An 18756-nucleotide genomic window follows, 5' to 3' on the forward strand; every position below is an offset into this window, starting at 1 on the left:
AAATGACGTCTGACCTTGAACAGGACATTGGCGCTTGCGCCGGGTTGGTTCAGCGCGGAGACCCTGACCGATTTATGGCGGCGATGGCGGCCAAGCCGGATGCGCGTGATGTTCTGTTTCCGCTTTATGCCTTTAACCTCGAAGTGGCGCGGGCTCCCTGGCTGACCCAGGAAGCGATGATCGCCGAGATGCGGCTGCAATGGTGGCGCGATGCTCTGGAAGAGATCGGGCAGGGCGGCAATGTCCGTCGGCATGAGGTTGTGACGCCATTGGCAGCCATCTTGGATTCAGAGGCCGTCGCGCAATTGGACGCGTTGATCGTGGCGCGGCAATGGGACATTTACAAAGACCCTTTTGAGGATGCCGCCCATTTTGCCCAGTATCTAGAGGCGACATCCGGCAATCTGATGTGGGTTGCGGCACGTGCCTTGGGGCAGGCGGATGAAGGTGTCGTGCGCGATGTGGCCTATGCCGGCGGGTTGGCCAATTGGCTGAGAGCCATCCCAGAACTTGAGGCGCAAAAACGTGTGCCTTTGGTGGATGGCCGCGCCGAGGCGGTGGCACTGTTGGCTGAGGGTGGTTTGCAGCGCCTGAACAGGGCGCGTGCGCAACGGTCTAAGCTGACAAAACCTGCGGGACAGGCCTTGCTTGCCGGCTGGCAAGCCGAGGCGATCCTGGCTCAAGCCACCAAGGCACCTGAACGCGTGGCCGACGGCACTTTGGGGCAAAGCGAATTTGCCAAGAAAGCCAGCCTCATGTGGTGCGCGATGTCAGGGCGCTGGTAGCCTTTGGGTGCTTAGGCTTCTTTTGGGCGCAGCATCAACCAGATCAGGGCGCCACCGGCCAGCATCAGGAATGGCGCCATGGCGAGGTTGACCGAGGTCCAACCTGTCACCGCGTCTCCGCCTGAGCAGTTCATCAGCCCACCAGAAGCCAGCGACGCGACGGTTACACCGCCAAAGACGATCAGGTCATTCAGGCCCTGCATGCGACCCCGTTCGCTGGGTTCATGCGCGCCGGCCAACATTGTGGTTGCACCAATAAAGCCAAAGTTCCACCCGACGCCCAACAGGATCAGCGCGATAAAGAAGTTTTCAAGCTCGACCCCTTGCAGGGCAACGGCACCTGCGGCCGCCAGGATCAAAAGGCCCAGCGCCATGATCTTTTCAACGCCGAAGCGGGCGATCAAATGGCCTGTGAAAAAGGACGGGATGAACATCGCCAGAACATGTGCTGAAACCACGTCAGCGGCGCTGTTTTGCTCAAAGCCACAGCCCACGACAGCCAGAGGCGTTGAGGTCATCACAAGGTTCATCAGAGCGTAAGATACCATCGCACAAATCACCGCGACGGCGATGCGCGGCGTGGTCAGCAACTCCCACCGTGAGCGGCCTTTGGGTGAGTCGACACTGGGCGCTTCGGGCTTGGGGATCTTGATGAACAGGAACAGTGCAGCACCGACCACGTTGATCACGATCACACCCAAATATGTGCCCAGAAAAGGGATCACCATGGCGTCGCTGGTCACTTTGACCAGCTGCGGGCCGATAATGGCCGAAGCCAAGCCGCCTGCCATCACATAGGAAATCGCTTTGGGACGGAATTCATCCGAGGCGGTATCGGCAGCAGCAAATCGGTAAAAACCTTGTGCGCTCATATAGATACCTGTGATCAGGCTGCCCAAAAGGAAGATGTAAAAGTTGTTGAGATACAGACCATAGGCCCCAATTGCCCCGCCAATCGCACCCCCGGCGGCACCGACGAAAAAGCCAACGCGACGTCCGTATTTCTGCATGATCGCAGAGAGTGGCGTGGCCGATAACATGGAGCCGACAACGATCAATGAGATCGGCAAGGTCGCAAAGCACACGTTGGAGGCCAACGACTGGCCAGCCAGCCCGCCAATGGTGAAAATCATCGGCATCTGGGCGCCCAAAAAGGCTTGTGCCAGAACAAGGATGAAAACGGTGCGCTTGGCGCTGGTATCGTCGACGGTATGGCTCATGCGCCAACCGTTAGCTGGTTAACTAGCGAAGGTCCAGACAGCGCCTAATGCGACGCGGCGTTTTCCGCGATCATCGAGATCATCTCGAACATGATAGAGGTCGCAACCATGGATGTGATGTTGTTGGGCTGGTCCTTGGTTGGCATCAAACAGACAACGTCTCCGCCGACGATATTCATGCCCCGCACTGCATGCAAAAGTGCCACTGCCTCGTCAATATCAAAGCCACGTACACCGGGTTCGATGTTTGAGACCGCAGGCGCGATTGTGGGGTCGAGGCAATCAAGGTCAAAAGTGATGTAGACCGGGCGACCATCCAGCACCTCTTTGGTCTGGGCAATGACATCGGCGGCGCCACGGCGGCGATAATCGGCCATGGTGACGACGTTGTAGCCATATTCGTACGACGGTTCGAGCCAATCCAGCGTGCGCGGATGCCCCCGCAGGCCGATCTGCATCGATGTAGTGGGGTCCACCTGGCCCTGATCGGCAAGATATGCTCCCCAATGGGCCGCCGACTTCTTGGCCCCCATGAAGTGGTCAACCTTGGTAAAGACATCCGTATGCGCGTCGAGATGCAGGAAGCTGACCGGTTCTCCGCCTGCGATGTTGCCGCATCCCAAGGCTTGAACGATGCCGCCGGTGATCGAGTGGTCACCGCCGATCGAAACAGGGCGTGCGCCGGCCTTGTCGATCCGATTGTAGAAATTGGTGATTTGTTCGATGCAATGTTCGTTGTCCATCGCGCGGGGAAAAGGGACGTCGCCCACATCGGCGATTTTGGCACTGTTCCACGGATCAACGCGGAACACGTCATGCACCCGCCGTTGCAACGCCGAGACATTGCGCACAGCGCGTGGTCCTAGGTGCTGATCGCGTTCGGTTGATCCGTTGCCCGTGGAATGCGGCACGCCAACAAGGGCAATGTCCTGGCCTTCCGGCTCAGCTTGGGGCGCGCGAAACAAGGTTGGGATGCCCCACCAATAAAGGTTGTTCATCATCGACGCGTCGTGTTCTTCTGCCATTGGACATTCTTTCGTGGGTTTGTGTTTCTTTCAGAATGCACGGAGACACATAGATTAAAAGATTTTTCGTCGAGAGCGGAGAGGCGGAGCATGGCGGCCAACCCAGTAGGGCGCATTATTGAAACGGATGCTTGCGTGGCCGAGGGCGCAGACTGGCTGATCGCGCATGAGCCGCGCTTTGCCCCTGTGCTGACAAAGTGCGCGCCCTTGCCGTTGCGTCGCCGTTCGGATGGGTTTGCACAGTTGCTGAGTGCAATAGTCAGCCAGCAGGTCAGCACGGCCTCGGCCGCAGCAATCTGGAAGCGGATGCAGGACGCACGCCTGACCGGACCTCGCAAAATTCAATGGGCCAGCGATGACGACCTGCGCGACGTGGGCCTCAGCCGCCAGAAAATCCGCTATGCCCGAGCGCTGGCGGATGCAGGCATCAATTACGCGGCCTTGCGGGACCTGCCAGATGATGAGGTGATCGGTACGTTGGTCGCGGTGCCGGGCATTGGCCCTTGGACGGCTGAGGTTTATGCCATGTTCTCATTGGGGCGGGCTGATGTCTTTGCCCCCGGAGATCTTGCCCTGCAAGAAGCTGCTCGCATCTTGTTCGACCTGCCCGAGCGCCCCAACGAACGTGCCTTTCGCAAGATGGCCGAAGACTGGAGCCCGTGGCGGTCGGTTGCGGCGCGCGCGCTTTGGGCCTACTACCGGGTGGCAAAGGACAGGGAAGGGATCCGATGACTCGCGTTTTAACAGCAGGCCGCAAAGAGCCGCTCTCCGGCGACATACGCAGCGTGGTAGTTTTTCTGCATGGCTACGGGGCCAATGGCGCCGATCTGATGGGGTTGGCTGATCCTTTGAGCGAGCACTTGCCGGACACGCTGTTTCTGGCGCCGGATGCGCCAGAAAGCATTCCGGGCATGCCTATGGGGCTGCAATGGTTTCCCATCCCTTGGATTGACGGGTCCTCCGAAGAAGAGAGCGAACGCGGCATGATGGCGGCGGTTGACGATCTGAATGCCTTTCTGGACGCGGTAATGGTCGACGAAGATGTGCTGCCGGAACAGGTTGTGCTGTTCGGCTTTTCGCAAGGCACCATGATGGCGCTGCACGTCGCGCCGCGTCGCGAGGACGAAGTGGCTGGAATTGTTGCCTTTTCTGGGCGTCTTTTGTCTCCGGAGTTGTTGAAAGACGAAGCTTTGTGCAAACCGCCGGTGCTGTTGGTACATGGCGATCAGGATGATGTGGTGCCGGTGCAATCCTTGCCCGAGGCCGCCGAAGCCCTGCAAAATGCCGGGTTCACGGATGTTTACGCACACATCATGAAAGGCACGGCCCATGGGATTGCGCCGGATGGGCTTTCGGTTGCGCTGGCCTTTATGCGAGACAAATTGGGACTGTAACGCCGCCTGACCTCTGCCAAAAAAGTGACAAAACTACCATAAACTCGCGTCACGTCTCGAGAATACGCCGGCTCGGCAACATAACGCTTTCTGAGTATGGGTCACTTTGCCTGTGAATGGCAAAGCACATAGTATTCCGTGTATTGGAGAGACCTTTGGGCCGTTTTATGAATCGCAATCGTTTTGTAAAAGCTTCCAGCATCGCGTTAGGCGCGGGATGCGTCGCACTAACGGGTGCCGCGCAGGCTGAAGATCAGACATCGGTGCTCGAGGATCAGCCCACACGACTGATTTCATTCGAGACCGCCAATACCTATGACAAAGGCACTTTGGAATTGTCGGTTGGACTATCCCAGACCTATTCCAATGACGGCGGCGGTACGGGCAACCAGCTCTATTTCGGCGGCGCGGCCTATGCGGTGTCCGACCGGGTCACGCTGGGCTTTGACCTCAGCAGTTATCGCGACCCAGTGCTGGACCCGATCAATGGGCTCTTTCCTGACATTCGCATGGAAACCGCTGCGCTTTGGGGCAAGTTTGGCCTTGTCGAAAGTGGCAATTGGAAAGTGGCGGCGCAGGCATCTGTAGAAAACATCTTTAGTCTGGAGTCCCCACTTTGGGGCGGTGTCCGGACCAGCGAGTGGATTGGCTCGCTGAAGGCGCCGATTAGCTATTCGGTCTCGCCGAGCCTTCAGTTCCACTTTACCCCAGCCGTATCGGTCTTTCCTGACAGCGTTGGCGGGGCAGAGTTTTACGGCACGATCGTAAGCCTTGGGGCAGGGGTGAGTTATCAGCCAAATGAGCGGCTGTCGTTCTTCGGGGCGATCGATATGCCGATCAGTGGCAATAACACGATCACCAATACCGGGACTTACGACAAAGTGGCCGTCTGGACCGCGGGGGCACGCTATAACGTCACTCCCAAAGCGGCGCTTGAGGCCTATGTGACCAACGGTGTTGGGATGACCCCGGCGACAAGTATCCTGACGCATTGGCCAGACGGTGACCGCGTATTGGGTGGGCTTCGGCTGGTTTATACACCGGACGCCAGTCGTCCTGAAAGCTACCGAGGCGTGCCAAACCCGGTCACATGAGCGCCAGCGCATGGTATGGCATGGATAACAACGCCGGTTTGATGCTGGGCTTCAGCCCGGACCGCGATGCTGAAATCCAATTCATTCTTGAGCAGTTTTCTGACAGTGCGTCTGCACCGGTTGAACCGCTCGTGCCGACAACGGACCTGCGTTACATGTTTGGTCCAAAACTGCGGTTCCTTGATCAAAACAACGGAAATGCCATTTCGTTGACAGGTCGGGTGTTGTTTGGACGTCGAGTTGAGTCAGGAACAAGCTACGGTGTGTTCTTTGCGGAACTGGTGGCCGGGTATAAGCCCAGCAGCGCCTTGTCGTTTACCACGGCGGCCAAGCTCTCGGCCTTTAGCAGCACGGAAATCGCCGGGCTTGGGTTTGGTGTGAACTATGCGCTATCGGACAAGCTGGAGTTGATCGGTGAGGTCACGCCTGTTGGATTGGACGGTGGCGACACGGTTTGGGCCGCTGGCTTGCGGTACAGAATCGGGGACACTGGGCTGATGATGGATTTGCAGGGCACCAACGCGATTGGCCGCGTGGGTGTCGGCTCGATGATCGCGCAAGACGACCCGCGCTTTGCTCTTACGTTCACCAAGGTGTTTGATCTGCGCGGCGCCAAGTTTTACTAAATGCCGTTAGTTGCCTGAGTTTCAGGCAGTTGCCGCGTTATGTTCCCGTTACAATCCACGCCTAACCTGCCTTTGTGTGGTGCATAGATCGTGAGGCTTGCCAGAGGCGAGACACGATATATAGTAGTCACTGAGCCGGGGTGGGACCGCCCGCCTCGTTGCTTCAACAAGAGCAGACGAGCAAGGAACGATTTCAGGCATGGACGGCGATTTCAGATCCGATTTTGTCAGGCAACCCGCCGGCACGCGCCATCACCCGGCGCTGGTGTTAAATGCAGACTACAGACCGCTTTCATATTATCCGTTATCTCTCTGGCCCTGGCAGGACGCAATCAAGGCGGCTTACATGGACAGGGTCGACATCGTGGCGGAATATGATGCGGTGGTCAGAAGTCCGAGTACCGAGATCAGGATCCCCAGTGTGGTTGTCCTGAAAGACTATGTAAAACCTCAAAAGCGCGTGGCCTTCACGCGCTTTAATTTATTTCTAAGGGATGAATTTCGCTGTCAGTACTGTGGAGGCAAGGGCGACTTGACCTTTGATCACGTGGTACCGCGTGCGGCAGGCGGGGTTACAAGCTGGCAAAACGTTGTCGCGGCCTGTAGCCCGTGTAACCTTAAAAAAGGGTCCAAATCCCTGCACCGGACGGGCATGCATTTGCGCAAACCACCGCGCCAGCCCGGCGCGGAAGAGCTGCGCAATACGGGGCGAAAGTTCCCGCCGAACTATCTGCATGATAGCTGGATGGATTTCCTTTATTGGGACGCCGAACTCGAGGCCTGACGGGCGTTCAGACGCATTTAGTCTGTTTTCAGTGTTTGCATGATGCGTTCAGCCTCGTGGCGCAGCGCTTGCGCAAGAATGTCGCTGCCCGGGCGCGGCTCAAAGGCGGCAGGTTGGATCAGGGAAATCGTCCGCACAGCCCCCGGCATATCGACCCGCCGCAGCACGATGTCGTCGGCGTGTTGCGCCTCGGCTGCCGCGTAAAGGCGGGGCAGGATCGACACACCCCCTCCGGCTGAGGCCATGAGACGGATGGCGGCGAGGCTGGTGCCCTCGTATTCGTCCGGCACCTGCGCGTTGGCGGCGGCGGCCATTTCCACAACAATGCCCGACAGACGATGGCGCGGCCCAAGGGTTAGCAGACTGCGCCCGGTCAAATCCGTTGGCGTGATGGGATCCCGGCTGGTGGCAAGAATATCCTCGCGCGCCACGCCAGCCCAAAGAGTTTCGCGAAACAGGGGGGTCTGAAGCGTGCCGGGGTGATCCTCAGGCGTCGATAGGATCATATCAAGCCGCCCGCTGCGGAGACCCTGTTCGAGATCATCCGTGGCCTCTTCCCGGATCACCAACCGGAAATCCGGATGATCTCGGTGCAGGCGCCGCACCACACCCGGTAAAAGGTAGGGGCCAATTGAGGGCAGGACACCGAGGCGCAGACGGCCCTGAAAGATACCATCGCCGGTGATTGAGGCGCGCAAGTCCTCAACTTCATTCAGGATACGGCGGGCGCGGCGTACGATGTCGACGCCAGCCTGCGTCAGAGTCGCGCCGTGGCGGCCCCGGTTGAAAATGCGTGCCCCCAGATCGGCCTCGGCTTCGGCGATCTGCGCCGAGAGGCTGGGCTGGCTCACACTCAACCGCTCAGCCGCCTGACCAAAGCGGCCCGCGTCGGCCACTTCGATGATGTATTGCAGCTGGCGAAGGGTTGGGCGCATCTCTGGGTTTTCAATGCATAGTCAAAAGCTATGAAAAACTCAGTTTATATATATTTTACTCTGAACCGTTGGCAAGACATATCCCCCACAGACAAAAAAACGTGTTTCGGAGAATAATATGGACAGTGCTCTTTCAATGCTGGCGGACAATCTTTTGGTCCCCACAATCCTGTTTTTTGTGCTTGGATTGGTGGCGGCGGTGATGCGCAGCGATCTGTCAATTCCGGTTGGCGCCGCCAATGTGATGTCGATCTACCTGCTGTTCGCCATTGGGTTCAAAGGCGGAGTGAGTGTCTCGGACTCGGGCGCATCGGTCAAATTGTTCGCAACCATGGCCGCTGGTGCGGTTTTGTCCTTCGTGATGCCCTTTCTGGCCTATGCCTTATTGCGCGCCATGACCAATCTCACGCGGTTGGACGCTGCGGCTGTGGCGGGTCACTATGGATCGATTTCGATTGTGACATTCGTTACCGCCGTCAACTTGTTGCAAACAAATGGTATTTCGTTCGAGGGCTACATGGTGGCCGTGGCCGCGGTGATGGAGGTTCCGGCAATCCTGTCTGCGCTTTGGCTGGTCGCGCGCGGTCGTTCGGGGACTCAGTTAGATGCCAAACTGATGCGGGATATTCTGGCCAATGGGTCCATCGTTCTGCTGGTTGGCGCCTTTCTGATCGGGGCGGTGACGGGCAAGCCGGGCCTTGCGCAGATTGACCACTTTATCGTGGTGCCATTTACCGGTGTCTTGTGCTTGTTCCTGCTCGATATGGGGCTGAACGCGGGTCGCAGCTTGATGGAAAACCGTCGCGAGATCACGTTGGGCCTCGTGGCCTTTGGCTGCGTCATGCCGGTGGCAGGCAGCCTTTTGGGCTTTGGTCTTGCGGCGCTGGTCGGGCTGTCACAGGGCGGCACATTCCTGTTCATGACGCTGGCGGCGTCAGCTTCGTATATCGCTGTACCCGCAGCCATGCGGATCGCTGTTCCCGAGGCCAAGGCAGGAGTTTACCTCTCTGCCGCCCTCGGGGTTACCTTTCCGTTCAACCTGACGATTGGCCTGCCGCTCTATGCGTGGATCGCCAATTGCGTCGTCTAAGCCCGTGCAGTGGCGGAGCTTGCCCCGCCGAAGTCACGCCTTGGCGCGCTGCAACATGCCAAACAGGTCGCGCGGATCATCAGGATCGGCCAGTAGGTCAAGGTCGTAGTGATAGGGGGTGTCTTTGACCTTATCGCGGATGTAACGCAGTGCTGAGAAGTCCTCGATGGCGAAACCAACCGAGTCAAACAGGGTAATCTGACGGTCGCTGGTGCGGCCCGGGGTCTGTCCGGTGACCACTTTCCAGAACTCCGTGACTTCAAAACTCTCGTCCATCTGCTGAATTTCGCCTTCAACGCGGGTTTGGGGCGGAAACTCGACAAACACATCCGAGCGATTGAGGATGCCGCTGGCAAGTTCTGTTTTGCCGGGGCAGTCGCCGCCGATCGCGTTGATATGCACACCTGCGCCGACCATGTTGTCGCTGAGGATCGTGGCGTTTTGCTTGTCGGCCGTGCAGGTGGTCAGGATTTGCGCGCCCTGGATGGCCTCTTCGGGGGTGGTGCAGATCACCGTTTTCAAACCCGTTTGTGCAAGGTTTGCCGCACATTTCTCGGAAGCGGCACGGTCTTTGTCATAAAGACGGATGGTCTCGACGCAGCAAATGGCCTTCATCGCGAGGCTTTGGAATTCAGATTGTGCGCCATTTCCGATCATTGCCATGGTCGTAGAGTTCTTTGGTGCCAGATATTTAGCGACCATTGCTGATGTGGCGGCCGTGCGCAGAGCGGTCAGAATTGTCATCTCGGTCAGCAGCACCGGATAGCCCGTGTAGACATCTGCCAACAGGCCAAAGGCCGTCACAGTTTGCAAGCCCTCAGCAGTGTTCTTGGGGTGGCCGTTGACGTATTTGAAACCGTAAGCCTCACCGTCCGAGGTGGGCATCAATTCGATCACACCAACGTCGGAGTGCGAGGCGACACGCGGGGTCTTGTCGAACAGCTCCCAGCGGTGAAAGTCGGATTCGATATATTCGGCGAGGTCGCGCAACATGTCTCCGACGCCGATATGGTGGATCAGGCGCATCATGTTGTCGACGCTGACGAAGGGGACGAGGGCTTTGTCGGAGGGGGTGTTCATGACGGGGTCCTTTCGGTGCGGCGGGTCAGGTGAATGCCCGCGAGCATGCAGCGGACCGAGCCGCCAGCAGTTTCAATGGTGGGGATGTCCAGCGGCAGGGGCTGGGCGGATTTATCAATAATTTCAACTTGTTGCGGGGTCAGGCTACGCAATGCGCGCGAGGAAAGCGCAAGGACACGGGTGGTCCCGGTCAGCTCCATCGCATTGCCCGCAAATTCGCCGATTTGGGCGTGGCTAAGGTCGATCACTTGGCGTCCCGACTGTTCCAGCCGTTCGGCCACTGTGCGGCGACGGTCAGGGTCTATGATCATATCAAGGCAGACCAGCGCATAGTCGGTGCCAATGCCCATCAGCACATTGGTGTGATAGACATCGCGCCCTTGGGCGTCGCGTGCCCGAAACGCGATGGGCTCATAGTTGAAATGGGTGCAGAAGCGCTCTAGCAGCACCGGATCAGCACGATTGGATTGCACTGTGTAGGCTATGCGCCCGATGTGGTCCAAAACCATCGCGCCTGTGCCTTCAAGCGCGAGCCCGTCCTGTTCAAGGCCAGAATAGTCGATCACATCCTGCACGCGATAATCCCGTTTCAGCATCTCGATGACATCCGAACGGCGTTCCATACGGCGGTTGGGAGCGAACATTGGATAGATCGCCACATGGCCTCCGGTATGGGTGGAAAACCAGTTGTTCGGAAACACGCTGTCGGGGGTGTCCGTGCCGGTGTCGTCAAACACGTGCACGATCACGCCCGCCTTGCGCAGACGCGCTACAGCGGTGTCGAACTCGGCCAACGCGGCCTCGGAGGTGGCGTCGGCAGATCGGTTTGACAGCGTCTGGAACGCGTTGTCGTCGCGGGTTTCCGGATTGGAACAGAAATGGTGGGGCCGGATCATCACCACCGCGTCTGGCGCCTGCAGCATCTGCATCAGTAGCTCCGGGTGACGCGATCAAAGATGCGACGTCCCAGCCCCGAGGCGGCCAGGTCGACCATCAGCTTGGCCGTGCGTCCACGCGTGTCCAGGAACGGGTTCAACTCGACCAGATCCATCGAGGTCATGAGGTTGGAGTCATGCAGCATTTCCATCACCAGATGCGCCTCGCGGACCGTGGCGCCGCCGGGGACGGTGGTGCCAACGGCGGGGGCGACATCGGGGTCAAGAAAATCTACATCAAGGCTGACGTGGAGCATGCCACCCGCCGCCGCAACGCGGTCAAGAAAGGCTTGGAGAGGCTTGGCAATGCCGTGCTCGTCGATTTCGCGCATGTCGTGGCGATGGATGTGGCTGTCTTGCAGGGCCGCACGTTCCGCGTCATCCACCGAACGCAGGCCAATGATACAGATATGATCTTCGGGAACCGGGTTGGTTACGGATGGGAACCCATCAAACCCGTCTCGACCGGCAAAATAGGCCACAGGCGTGCCGTGCAGGTTGCCGCTATCGCTGCTTTCCATGGTGTGAAAGTCGCTATGCGCATCCAGCCAGAGCACGAACTGAGGACGGTTTTCACGCGCGGCGTGATTGGCGACACCGCGAACCGTGCCTGCCGACAGGCTGTGATCGCCGCCCATGAAGATCGGAAAGCCCTCGGACATGGCCGCCTCAGCAGCATCGCTGAGGGCTTTGGTCCAGGCGATAGTCTCATTCACCGCATGCACCGGGTGGTCAGGTTGGTCGCCGTTGTGCGGGGCCGGGGCCAAGTTTCCGCGATCCTCAACCTTGTGGCCAAGATCCGTCAGTGTTTCGGCCAAATTGGCAGTGCGGTAGGCATCCGGGCCCATTAGGCAGCCGCGTCGGCGCTTGCCGGAATCCACAGGGGCGCCGATGAGAATACAGGTTTTGAGGGTCATGATTTTGTCCGTCGCGTTGTCGTTTCTTGCAAAATGATTTCGAAATGTGTTGATTAAAACCCAGCAATTTGCTCAATACGGGCGCAAGACTCACAAAACGAAAGCATTTGGTGTCAAAATGGACAATCTGGATTGCAAGCTGATTTCCGCGCTTCGCCATGACGCGCGTGCGTCTTTGTCTGATCTCGCCATCTTGTTGGGCGTGTCGCGGACCACGGTGCGTGGGCGCATCGATCGCTTGCGCGAACGCGGTGATATCGTCGGGTTCACCGTTGTGTTGAAGCAAGACGCCCACACGGACGCGGTGAGCGGGTTGATGATGATCGGCATCGAAGGTCGCGGAGCAGACCGGGTGACACGGCAGTTGAATGGCTTAACCGAAGTGCGGGCGATCCATTCGACCAATGGCCGTTGGGACCTGATCGTTGAGTTGGGCACGGACACGCTGGAAGAGTTGGATGCGGTCTTGGGCCGCATCCGTCGGTTGGAAGGTGTCAGCACCAGCGAGACCAACTTGCTGTTGGCAACAAAAAAGTCCGGTTAGAAAATTCTGACGGGACCGTTCGGTTTCATCGCAACGCAGAACCACAGACCAGCCACGACCAATGAGCCGATCGCGTTCAGGTTGGCCATGGTGACGCCGAACATCTCCCACGGGATTTCGTCGCACATCGGGATGATTGGCCCTTCGAGGCTCAGGAGGTCGGCGCCGTCGCCGCTGAGGCCAGTGCCGGTGCAGGACGAGGGGCCGGCCCACCATTTGCGTTCGACCCCTGAATGATAGAACCCGATCAATGAGGTCGATAAAGCGCCGAGGCCCGCAAGAAGGTACCAGACGCGGTTGCCGAAGAAAAAGGCGAGCCAGCCAAAGCCAAGTGCGGCCCAATGCCCCCAACGCTGCCAATAGCACATGGCACAGGGCAGGATACCCATAGCCTCGAAACCCCATGCCCCAAGGATGGATACCACCGAAAACAGGGTGAGGATTAGGGTGATAAAGCGGCGCGACAGGGTCATATGTATCTCACAAGCAAGAATCCTCCGATCAGGAGGACAAAGAACAGGGTTGTCATAAGCCCTAGGCGGCGCTCGATAAAGTCACGAATAGGTGCGCCAAATTTCCACAGCAGAGCCGCGACAAGGAAAAAGCGGAAAGCGCGGGCGATGATCGCCGTGGTGACAAAGACACCAAGCGGCATCCCGGTCCAGCCGGACATGATCGTGATGACCTTGAAGGGGAAGGGGGTAATGCCTGCGCCCAGAACTGCCCAGAAGCCGAAATCATTAAACCGCGTGTTGAACTCGGCCACCGCATCCGCCTTGCCCAGACTGGTCAGGATCGGCTGGCCTATTTGCTCAAAGGCAAAGGCGCCGATGGCGTAGCCCAAGAGGCCACCCAGAACCGAGGCAATCAGGGCGACTCCGGCGATCAGCCACGCCCGCGACGGGCGCGCAAGGATCATTGGGATCATCATGACGTCCGGTGGGATTGGAAAAAACGAGCTTTCCATAAAGCTGACAAGTGCCAGAACCCATAGTGCGCGCGGATGGTCCGCAAGCCGCATCGTCCAGTTATAAAGATTGCTCAGCATCATCGCCTGCCCATTATTGGTTTTTCTCTTGGAAGTATAAAATCTGGTAATATTCAAGCAAATAATACGTGACTCTGCACAGGTGTATGTGATTGCATGTATTTAGCGGCCCGATGGGCCTGACAGATCCAATTGCGATACTGGGAGGACACGCAATGAAATTTACCCTTAAAGCGGCGCTGGCTGGCGCCGTCGCCATGACGATGACAGCGGGCGCTTCGTTTGCTCAAGAAGTGACGCTACGCTGCCAGCACTTCGTCTCGCCGAAATCGGCGGTTCCGTTCTATTTCATGCAGCCCTGGGCCGACAATGTCATGGCCGACAGCGATGGCCGCATCAAGGTTGAGCTGTATCCAGCAATGCAGTTGGGCGGCAAACCCCCGGCTCTCTATGACCAGATCCGTGATGGCGTGATTGATTGTGGTTGGGCTCTGCCGGCTTATACTCCAGGTCGTTTCCCTGAGACTGAAGTCTTTGAACTGCCGTTCATGACATCCTTGAGTGCGGAAGCGTCGTCCAAGGCGTTCTGGGAGTTCTATGAAAAGCACGCAACTGAACGTCTGAGCGACATTCACGTTGTGGCCGTTCACGTGCATGGCCCCGGTGTTGTTCACAAAAAGGGCGACCCGATCATGGCAACCTCGGACTTTAACGGTCTGAAACTGCGCGGACCTTCACGTCAGGCGAATGCGCTTCTGAAAACCCTGGGTGCGACCCCGGTTGGCATGCCGGTACCAGCCTTCCCCGAGGCGCTGTCCAAAGGCGTTGTCGACGGTGGTGTGATCCCGTGGGAAATCGTTGTGCCGCTGAAAGTGCATGAACTGGCCGACAGCCACACCGAGATCGGTGGCGATCGTGCGATGTACAACACGACCTTTATCTGGGGCATGAACAAGGACAAGTACAACAGCTTGCCTGATGATCTGAAGGCCGTAATTGACGCGAACTCGGGTCTTGAAGCCTCAGGTCTAGCCGGCAAAGCCATGGACACCGGTGACGAGGTCATGCTGGAAATCGTCAAGAAAACCGGCAACCCGATGCACACTCTGGACGGCGCACCGCTGGACGAGTTGAAGGCCATCGGCGCAGCCCAGACTGAAGCCTGGATTGCTGACATCACCGCAAAAGGCCTCGACGGTCAGGCGATGGTTGACGATGCGACGGCTCTTGTTGCCAAGCATTCGCAATAATCTGACGATCTGAAAAAGGGCGCGCCTCACTGCAAGGTGGGGCGCGTTTGTTTAAGCATATGACTGTTTTGATTGCTGGCGCAGGCATTGGGGGGCTGACCCTTGCCTTGTCGCTGAAACAACTCGACATTCCATTCCGCATTTTCGAAGCCGTCCGCGAGATCAAACCCTTGGGCGTGGGCATCAACCTACAACCCCATGCATCACGCGAGCTGTTTGAGATGGGGCTTGAGGATGGGCTTGACCTGATTGGGCTTCGCACTCAGGAGGTTGCGTATTTCTCGCGCCAGGGAGGGTTGATCTGGTCGGAACCGCGCGGGCTGACGGCGGGGTATCACTGGCCGCAGTACTCAATCCATCGCGGCGGATTGCAAATGCTCTTGCTGCGCAGTCTGCAAGAACAATGTGGGCTGGACGTGGTTGAAATGGGCCATGCGGTCACTGGCTGGAAGAGCACCACAGAAGGCGTTGATATTAAGCTGGAAAACCGAAGTACGGGAGAAAGCCTTGGAACCGCCTCAGGCGCCATTCTTGTGGCTGCGGACGGGATCAATTCGGTATTGCGCAAGGCGCTTTATCCAGACGAAGGTCCGGCACACTGGGGCGGCACAATGATGTGGCGCGGCGTGACCAAGGGACCAAAGTTCCTGACGGGCCGGTCGATGGCGATGGCGGGCGAGAAGCACCGCAAATTTGTGATCTATCCGATTGAGGACACACCTGACGGTGGCAGTTTGATGAATTGGATCGCCGATCTGACCATGCCTCAGGATTACAACTGGCGTGAACAGGATTGGAACCGCGCCGGTCTTCTCGAAGACTTCCTGCCCGAGTTTGACGACTGGAATTTCGGCTGGCTTGATGTGCCGGACGTAATCCGCCAGGCCGAAGCGATCTATGAATTCCCGATGGTTGACCGCAACCCGTTGCCGCAGTGGTCCTATGAAAACATGACCCTTTTGGGCGACGCGGCGCATGCCATGTACCCGATTGGTTCCAATGGTGCGTCGCAAGGTATTATCGACGCCCGCATCTTGGCGCGAGAACTACGGGACAAAGGATTGAATACCGAGGCACTAAAATCTTATGACGATATTCGTCGTGAGAGTGTTAATGCGTTGGTGTTGAAGAACAGGGGCGACGGGCCGGACAAGATCCTCGACATCGTGGCAGAGCGGGCTCCGGAGGGTTTTGAAGATATCGAAACCGTCATGCCTCTGGACGAACGCCGGGCTTTTGCCGATGGTTACAAGAAGGTCGCTGGCATGGATATCGAAACGCTGAACGGTCGCGCGCCGCTTATTGCGCTCTGAATTGGGGAAAAACATGGCAATTGCACTAAATGCCGAGCGGCGGGTGGGACGCGTGATCGCGTCGATCTCGCGCGCGATGGCCATCGGAGGGGGACTGCTGCTTACTGCGATGGCGGTGATGACGGTGGTGTCCATCGTTGGGCGTATGTTCACCGGTTATGGGCTGGGGCCAGTTCCCGGAGACTATGAGCTGGTCGCCAATGGATGCGCCTTGGCCGTGTTTGGGTTCCTGCCGTTTTGCCAACTCTATCGCGGTCACGTGACCGTGGACATCCTGACCATCCAGTTTTCCAAACGGGCGCAGGCTATCATCGGGTTTATGGGGGATCTTTTGGTCACGGTGGCGTCCATCGTCATTCTGAAGCAACTCTGGCATGGCTTTGGTGAAAAATTCCCGTTCGGCAGCGATGGCATGCGCGAGGCCCTGGGCATGGGCTACAAACCGTTTTTCCCCGAAACGACCTATGAATTGGAGATCCCTGTGTGGATTCCTTACGCATTCGCGCTGGTGGGCGCGACACTGTTTGTGATCGTGTCGATTTATACGGTCTGGCGCAGCCTCAATTGGGCGCTGCAAGGTGAAGAGGGCGCACTATGACCGGTTTGACTCTGGCCCTGACGGGCTTTGTGCTGATGTTGGGCGGTATTTTCCTGCGCGTGCCGATTGCACTGGCTATGGCGCTGACGGGGTTCTTTGGCACATGGTACGTGCTGGGCACACCCAATGCGCCGATGGCGCAGATGAAAACCCTGACATACGAGACTTTCTCGAACCAGGGCCTGTCGATCGTGCCGCTGTTCCTATTGATGGGACAGTTTGCGACACGCACTGGAATGTCCTCGGCTCTGTTCCGGGCAGCAAGTGACTGGCTGGGTCACCGCAAGGGCGGTGTTGCCATGGCCTCTGTAGGCGCCTGTGCCGGTTTTGGTGCGATCTGTGGGTCGTCGCTGGCAACCGCCTCGACGATGGGGCAGGTGGCCCTGCCAGAGATGCGCAAGCGGGGCTATTCGGATGCGTTGTCGACCGGGGTTCTGGCTGCAGGCGGCACGTTGGGCATTCTGATCCCGCCGTCTGTGATCCTGGTGATCTATGCGATCATGGCAGAACAGAACATCGTCAAGATGTTCATGGCAGCCATGGTGCCGGGGATTCTTGCGGCCCTGGGGTATATCCTGACCGTGGCGGTCTATGTCCGGATCCGACCCGACAGCGCCACCACCGCCGAGCGTATTCCGATGCGCGACCGCTTTAAGACCTTCCTTGCCACATGGCCGGTGATCATGATCTTTGGCCTGACTATGGGCGGCATCGTGGGCGACTGGAACTGGGTCAAGCCCGGTCCTCAGGCACTGTTCACCCCGAACGAGGCCGCGGCCTTTGGGGCCACCGCGACGGCGCTTTATGGCATCGTGGTCGGCAAGCTGACCTTGCAAGGCTTTATTCAGGCCATTCTGGAGACCGCCAAGGCGACGGCGATGATCTTTTTCATCCTTCTGGGCGCAGAAATTCTGAAGGGGTTCCTCGCTCTGACCCGCGCGCCGGATATGCTGGCTGAGTGGGTTCTGGCGTCAAATTTTGCGCCGATCACGGTGCTTGTGGTCATGCTGATTGCATATCTGGTCTTTGGCTGCGTGATGGATTCGCTCTCGATGATTCTGCTGACCATCCCGATTTTCCTGCCGGTAATTGAAGTCCTGGACTTTGGCATGAGCGCAGAGGACACGGCGATCTGGTTCGGGATCATTGCGCTGATCGTGGTTGAGGTCGGATTGATTACGCCGCCTGTTGGGATGAACCTGTTTATTATCAACGGCGTGGCGCGCGATATTCCAATCTCGCGTACCTATGCAGGTGTCGCACCCTTCGTTCTGTCAGACCTGATCCGCGTTGTGATCCTGGTCTCGTTCCCAGCCATAACGCTCTGGTTGGTTGGAGTGATGTTTTAGCGAATAAATCGTGTTTTCAGGGTGGACGCTGGCGTCCACCTTGGCTAAATCAGTCGGACAGTTTCGTGCTGTAGAGTGCCCAAGTGGCGGAATGGTAGACGCAGGGGATTCAAAATCCCCCGCCTTAACGGGCGTGCCGGTTCGAGTCCGGCCTTGGGTACCATAACCTTTTCATTAGGTTGGCCAGTTTTCAGATCACCCCTTCGGGGGTGATCTGAAAAAATTGTGATGCCGACATATGGCCGCGATGGCACGACAAGGTGAACATTGGCACCATATGCTCAAGTATTAGCGAATATGCTATTCGAGTTGCCATGAGAATGATGGTCGACCAGTTTACAAAGCCAATTCAACTGTGGTCGTGAAATCAGAGCGGGCCGTTTGGGCCAACAGCGGCCTTCATGTGCCGTAACTCAACACTCAATACTAGAGGCGGAGTGCCAGCAATGGCGGCAACGGTGACTGATGTCTTTTGACGCGCAATTTCCGACTGCCCAGTTCGCTTCCAGTCTGACAACACCTCAAAAGTTAAACGCTATTCGCACTTACGAGCACGTCCTCAAAATACGCAATTGTCTTTGGAAGACCCTCATTCAGTTGAATGTTGGGGGTCCAGTCCAATTCCTTCTGCGCCATTGAGATGTCGGGGCAGCGTTGACGCGGGTCATCTTCTGGCAAGTCGCCAAACACCAGAGGTGCGGTCGAATTTGTCAGTTTCAACACCGAGTCCGCCAGGTCTCGGATGGTAAATTTGAGCCTCCCCATCTGAATGGGTCCACCGTTAAGGTTAGGAAACGGAGGACTAAGAATGGCAAACAAGCGACTGAAG

At 57.8% G+C, this 18756-nt stretch carries 20 protein-coding genes, 1 tRNA gene and 1 pseudogene; 13 read left to right on the forward strand and 9 right to left on the reverse strand.

What is annotated here, in order from left to right; all coding sequences use genetic code 11:
• Positions 1-2: 2 nt before the first annotated feature.
• Entirely contained in the window at positions 3-785 is a 783-nt protein-coding gene (locus tag Q0932_RS12535; RefSeq protein ID WP_299353381.1) for a squalene/phytoene synthase family protein, read from the forward strand.
• A gap of 11 nt (positions 786-796) precedes the next feature.
• Here the strand turns inward: Q0932_RS12535 and Q0932_RS12540 are convergent, their stop codons facing one another.
• Positions 797-2005, reverse strand: coding sequence for an MFS transporter (locus Q0932_RS12540; RefSeq protein ID WP_299353384.1), 1209 nt, complete (start codon positions 2003-2005; stop codon positions 797-799).
• A gap of 44 nt (positions 2006-2049) precedes the next feature.
• Complete coding sequence (locus Q0932_RS12545; RefSeq protein ID WP_299353387.1) at positions 2050-3030, reverse strand: arginase family protein; 981 nt, start codon at positions 3028-3030, stop codon at positions 2050-2052.
• A gap of 90 nt (positions 3031-3120) precedes the next feature.
• On the opposite strand from Q0932_RS12545, the gene Q0932_RS12550 reads away from it, so the two are divergent.
• The 5 genes from Q0932_RS12550 to Q0932_RS12570 all read left to right on the forward strand — a co-directional run bounded on the left by Q0932_RS12550 (position 3121) and on the right by Q0932_RS12570 (position 6928).
• The gene (locus Q0932_RS12550; RefSeq protein ID WP_299353390.1) at positions 3121-3762 is read left to right on the forward strand and encodes a DNA-3-methyladenine glycosylase 2 family protein; all 642 of its coding nucleotides are present in this window, start codon (positions 3121-3123) and stop codon (positions 3760-3762) included.
• Complete coding sequence (locus Q0932_RS12555; protein WP_299353393.1) at positions 3759-4424, forward strand: alpha/beta fold hydrolase; 666 nt, start codon at positions 3759-3761, stop codon at positions 4422-4424. Before Q0932_RS12550 ends, Q0932_RS12555 begins: the two co-directional genes overlap by 4 nt.
• A 167-nt stretch (positions 4425-4591) precedes the next feature.
• Positions 4592-5518 carry a hypothetical protein gene (locus Q0932_RS12560; protein WP_299353398.1) on the forward strand — a complete coding sequence of 309 codons (927 nt, stop codon included), beginning with the start codon at positions 4592-4594 and terminating at the stop codon, positions 5516-5518.
• On the forward strand, positions 5515-6144 hold the full coding sequence (locus Q0932_RS12565; RefSeq protein WP_299353401.1) for a hypothetical protein: 630 nt from the start codon (positions 5515-5517) through the stop codon (positions 6142-6144). The genes Q0932_RS12560 and Q0932_RS12565 overlap by 4 nt, the downstream gene beginning before the upstream one ends.
• A gap of 199 nt (positions 6145-6343) precedes the next feature.
• Positions 6344-6928 carry an HNH endonuclease gene (locus tag Q0932_RS12570; RefSeq protein ID WP_299353404.1) on the forward strand — a complete coding sequence of 195 codons (585 nt, stop codon included), beginning with the start codon at positions 6344-6346 and terminating at the stop codon, positions 6926-6928.
• Between the two features lie 17 nt (positions 6929-6945).
• Here the strand turns inward: Q0932_RS12570 and Q0932_RS12575 are convergent, their stop codons facing one another.
• Entirely contained in the window at positions 6946-7863 is a 918-nt protein-coding gene (locus tag Q0932_RS12575; RefSeq protein WP_299353407.1) for a hydrogen peroxide-inducible genes activator, read from the reverse strand.
• Positions 7864-7981: 118 nt separating this feature from the next.
• Here Q0932_RS12575 and Q0932_RS12580 point away from each other — a divergent pair, with 118 nt between their 5' ends.
• A complete protein-coding gene (locus Q0932_RS12580; RefSeq protein WP_299353409.1) occupies positions 7982-8953 on the forward strand; it encodes a sodium-dependent bicarbonate transport family permease in 972 nt (323 codons plus the stop codon).
• Between the two features lie 33 nt (positions 8954-8986).
• Here the strand turns inward: Q0932_RS12580 and Q0932_RS12585 are convergent, their stop codons facing one another.
• The 3 genes from Q0932_RS12585 to rocF are packed head-to-tail and all read right to left on the reverse strand — an operon-like array spanning position 8987 to position 11885.
• Positions 8987-10033: an ornithine cyclodeaminase gene (locus tag Q0932_RS12585; protein ID WP_299353411.1), complete on the reverse strand. Its 1047-nt coding sequence runs from the start codon at positions 10031-10033 to the stop codon at positions 8987-8989.
• Positions 10030-10962: a citrulline utilization hydrolase CtlX gene (gene ctlX, locus Q0932_RS12590; RefSeq protein ID WP_299353414.1), complete on the reverse strand. Its 933-nt coding sequence runs from the start codon at positions 10960-10962 to the stop codon at positions 10030-10032. The genes Q0932_RS12585 and ctlX overlap by 4 nt, the downstream gene beginning before the upstream one ends.
• Positions 10962-11885 (reverse strand): arginase, encoded by a 924-nt coding sequence (gene rocF / locus Q0932_RS12595; protein ID WP_299353416.1) that lies wholly within the window; start codon positions 11883-11885, stop codon positions 10962-10964. The genes ctlX and rocF overlap by 1 nt, the downstream gene beginning before the upstream one ends.
• A 118-nt stretch (positions 11886-12003) precedes the next feature.
• Here rocF and Q0932_RS12600 point away from each other — a divergent pair, with 118 nt between their 5' ends.
• Positions 12004-12429, forward strand: a complete 426-nt coding sequence (locus Q0932_RS12600) for an Lrp/AsnC family transcriptional regulator (protein ID WP_299353419.1) — start codon at positions 12004-12006, stop codon at positions 12427-12429.
• On the opposite strand, the gene Q0932_RS12605 is transcribed toward Q0932_RS12600, so the two are convergent.
• Together Q0932_RS12605 and Q0932_RS12610 are read right to left on the reverse strand one after the other, a co-directional pair.
• The gene (locus tag Q0932_RS12605) at positions 12426-12902 is read right to left on the reverse strand and encodes a disulfide bond formation protein B (RefSeq protein WP_299353422.1); all 477 of its coding nucleotides are present in this window, start codon (positions 12900-12902) and stop codon (positions 12426-12428) included. The two genes, Q0932_RS12600 and Q0932_RS12605, sit on opposite strands and share 4 nt — an antisense overlap.
• The gene (locus Q0932_RS12610; RefSeq protein ID WP_299353444.1) at positions 12899-13477 is read right to left on the reverse strand and encodes a YqaA family protein; all 579 of its coding nucleotides are present in this window, start codon (positions 13475-13477) and stop codon (positions 12899-12901) included. Before Q0932_RS12610 ends, Q0932_RS12605 begins: the two co-directional genes overlap by 4 nt.
• A 155-nt stretch (positions 13478-13632) precedes the next feature.
• On the opposite strand from Q0932_RS12610, the gene Q0932_RS12615 reads away from it, so the two are divergent.
• The 5 genes from Q0932_RS12615 (at position 13633) to Q0932_RS12635 (ending at position 18090) form a co-directional block, all read left to right on the forward strand.
• Positions 13633-14667, forward strand: coding sequence for a TRAP transporter substrate-binding protein (locus Q0932_RS12615; protein ID WP_299353425.1), 1035 nt, complete (start codon positions 13633-13635; stop codon positions 14665-14667).
• 59 nt (positions 14668-14726) lie between these two features.
• Complete coding sequence (locus Q0932_RS12620) at positions 14727-15980, forward strand: flavin-dependent oxidoreductase (protein WP_299353428.1); 1254 nt, start codon at positions 14727-14729, stop codon at positions 15978-15980.
• Positions 15981-15993: 13 nt separating this feature from the next.
• Positions 15994-16578 (forward strand): TRAP transporter small permease, encoded by a 585-nt coding sequence (locus Q0932_RS12625; RefSeq protein ID WP_299353431.1) that lies wholly within the window; start codon positions 15994-15996, stop codon positions 16576-16578.
• Positions 16575-17927, forward strand: coding sequence for a TRAP transporter large permease (locus Q0932_RS12630; RefSeq protein ID WP_299353434.1), 1353 nt, complete (start codon positions 16575-16577; stop codon positions 17925-17927). The genes Q0932_RS12625 and Q0932_RS12630 overlap by 4 nt, the downstream gene beginning before the upstream one ends.
• A 77-nt stretch (positions 17928-18004) precedes the next feature.
• Positions 18005-18090: transfer RNA gene (locus Q0932_RS12635), tRNA-Leu, on the forward strand.
• Positions 18091-18455: 365 nt separating this feature from the next.
• On the opposite strand, the pseudogene Q0932_RS12640 reads toward Q0932_RS12635, so the two are convergent.
• A pseudogene (locus tag Q0932_RS12640) lies at positions 18456-18756 on the reverse strand (hypothetical protein); the annotation flags it as partial.

The sequence above is a fragment of the uncultured Shimia sp. genome (genome assembly GCF_947498095.1).
In the GTDB taxonomy this organism is placed as follows: domain Bacteria; phylum Pseudomonadota; class Alphaproteobacteria; order Rhodobacterales; family Rhodobacteraceae; genus Shimia.

Bases quoted from the DNA above. Each gene is read 5' to 3' on its own strand.
- Q0932_RS12535 (WP_299353381.1), top strand. From the start codon at position 3: ATGACGTCTGACCTTGAACAGGACATTGGCGCTTGCGCCGGGTTGGTT.
- Q0932_RS12540 (WP_299353384.1), bottom strand. From the start codon at position 2,005: ATGAGCCATACCGTCGACGATACCAGCGCCAAGCGCACCGTTTTCATC.
- Q0932_RS12545 (WP_299353387.1), bottom strand. From the start codon at position 3,030: ATGGCAGAAGAACACGACGCGTCGATGATGAACAACCTTTATTGGTGG.
- Q0932_RS12550 (WP_299353390.1), top strand. From the start codon at position 3,121: ATGGCGGCCAACCCAGTAGGGCGCATTATTGAAACGGATGCTTGCGTG.
- Q0932_RS12555 (WP_299353393.1), top strand. From the start codon at position 3,759: ATGACTCGCGTTTTAACAGCAGGCCGCAAAGAGCCGCTCTCCGGCGAC.
- Q0932_RS12560 (WP_299353398.1), top strand. From the start codon at position 4,592: ATGAATCGCAATCGTTTTGTAAAAGCTTCCAGCATCGCGTTAGGCGCG.
- Q0932_RS12565 (WP_299353401.1), top strand. From the start codon at position 5,515: ATGAGCGCCAGCGCATGGTATGGCATGGATAACAACGCCGGTTTGATG.
- Q0932_RS12570 (WP_299353404.1), top strand. From the start codon at position 6,344: ATGGACGGCGATTTCAGATCCGATTTTGTCAGGCAACCCGCCGGCACG.
- Q0932_RS12575 (WP_299353407.1), bottom strand. From the start codon at position 7,863: ATGCGCCCAACCCTTCGCCAGCTGCAATACATCATCGAAGTGGCCGAC.
- Q0932_RS12580 (WP_299353409.1), top strand. From the start codon at position 7,982: ATGGACAGTGCTCTTTCAATGCTGGCGGACAATCTTTTGGTCCCCACA.
- Q0932_RS12585 (WP_299353411.1), bottom strand. From the start codon at position 10,033: ATGAACACCCCCTCCGACAAAGCCCTCGTCCCCTTCGTCAGCGTCGAC.
- ctlX (WP_299353414.1), bottom strand. From the start codon at position 10,962: ATGCAGATGCTGCAGGCGCCAGACGCGGTGGTGATGATCCGGCCCCAC.
- rocF (WP_299353416.1), bottom strand. From the start codon at position 11,885: ATGACCCTCAAAACCTGTATTCTCATCGGCGCCCCTGTGGATTCCGGC.
- Q0932_RS12600 (WP_299353419.1), top strand. From the start codon at position 12,004: ATGGACAATCTGGATTGCAAGCTGATTTCCGCGCTTCGCCATGACGCG.
- Q0932_RS12605 (WP_299353422.1), bottom strand. From the start codon at position 12,902: ATGACCCTGTCGCGCCGCTTTATCACCCTAATCCTCACCCTGTTTTCG.
- Q0932_RS12610 (WP_299353444.1), bottom strand. From the start codon at position 13,477: ATGCTGAGCAATCTTTATAACTGGACGATGCGGCTTGCGGACCATCCG.
- Q0932_RS12615 (WP_299353425.1), top strand. From the start codon at position 13,633: ATGAAATTTACCCTTAAAGCGGCGCTGGCTGGCGCCGTCGCCATGACG.
- Q0932_RS12620 (WP_299353428.1), top strand. From the start codon at position 14,727: ATGACTGTTTTGATTGCTGGCGCAGGCATTGGGGGGCTGACCCTTGCC.
- Q0932_RS12625 (WP_299353431.1), top strand. From the start codon at position 15,994: ATGGCAATTGCACTAAATGCCGAGCGGCGGGTGGGACGCGTGATCGCG.
- Q0932_RS12630 (WP_299353434.1), top strand. From the start codon at position 16,575: ATGACCGGTTTGACTCTGGCCCTGACGGGCTTTGTGCTGATGTTGGGC.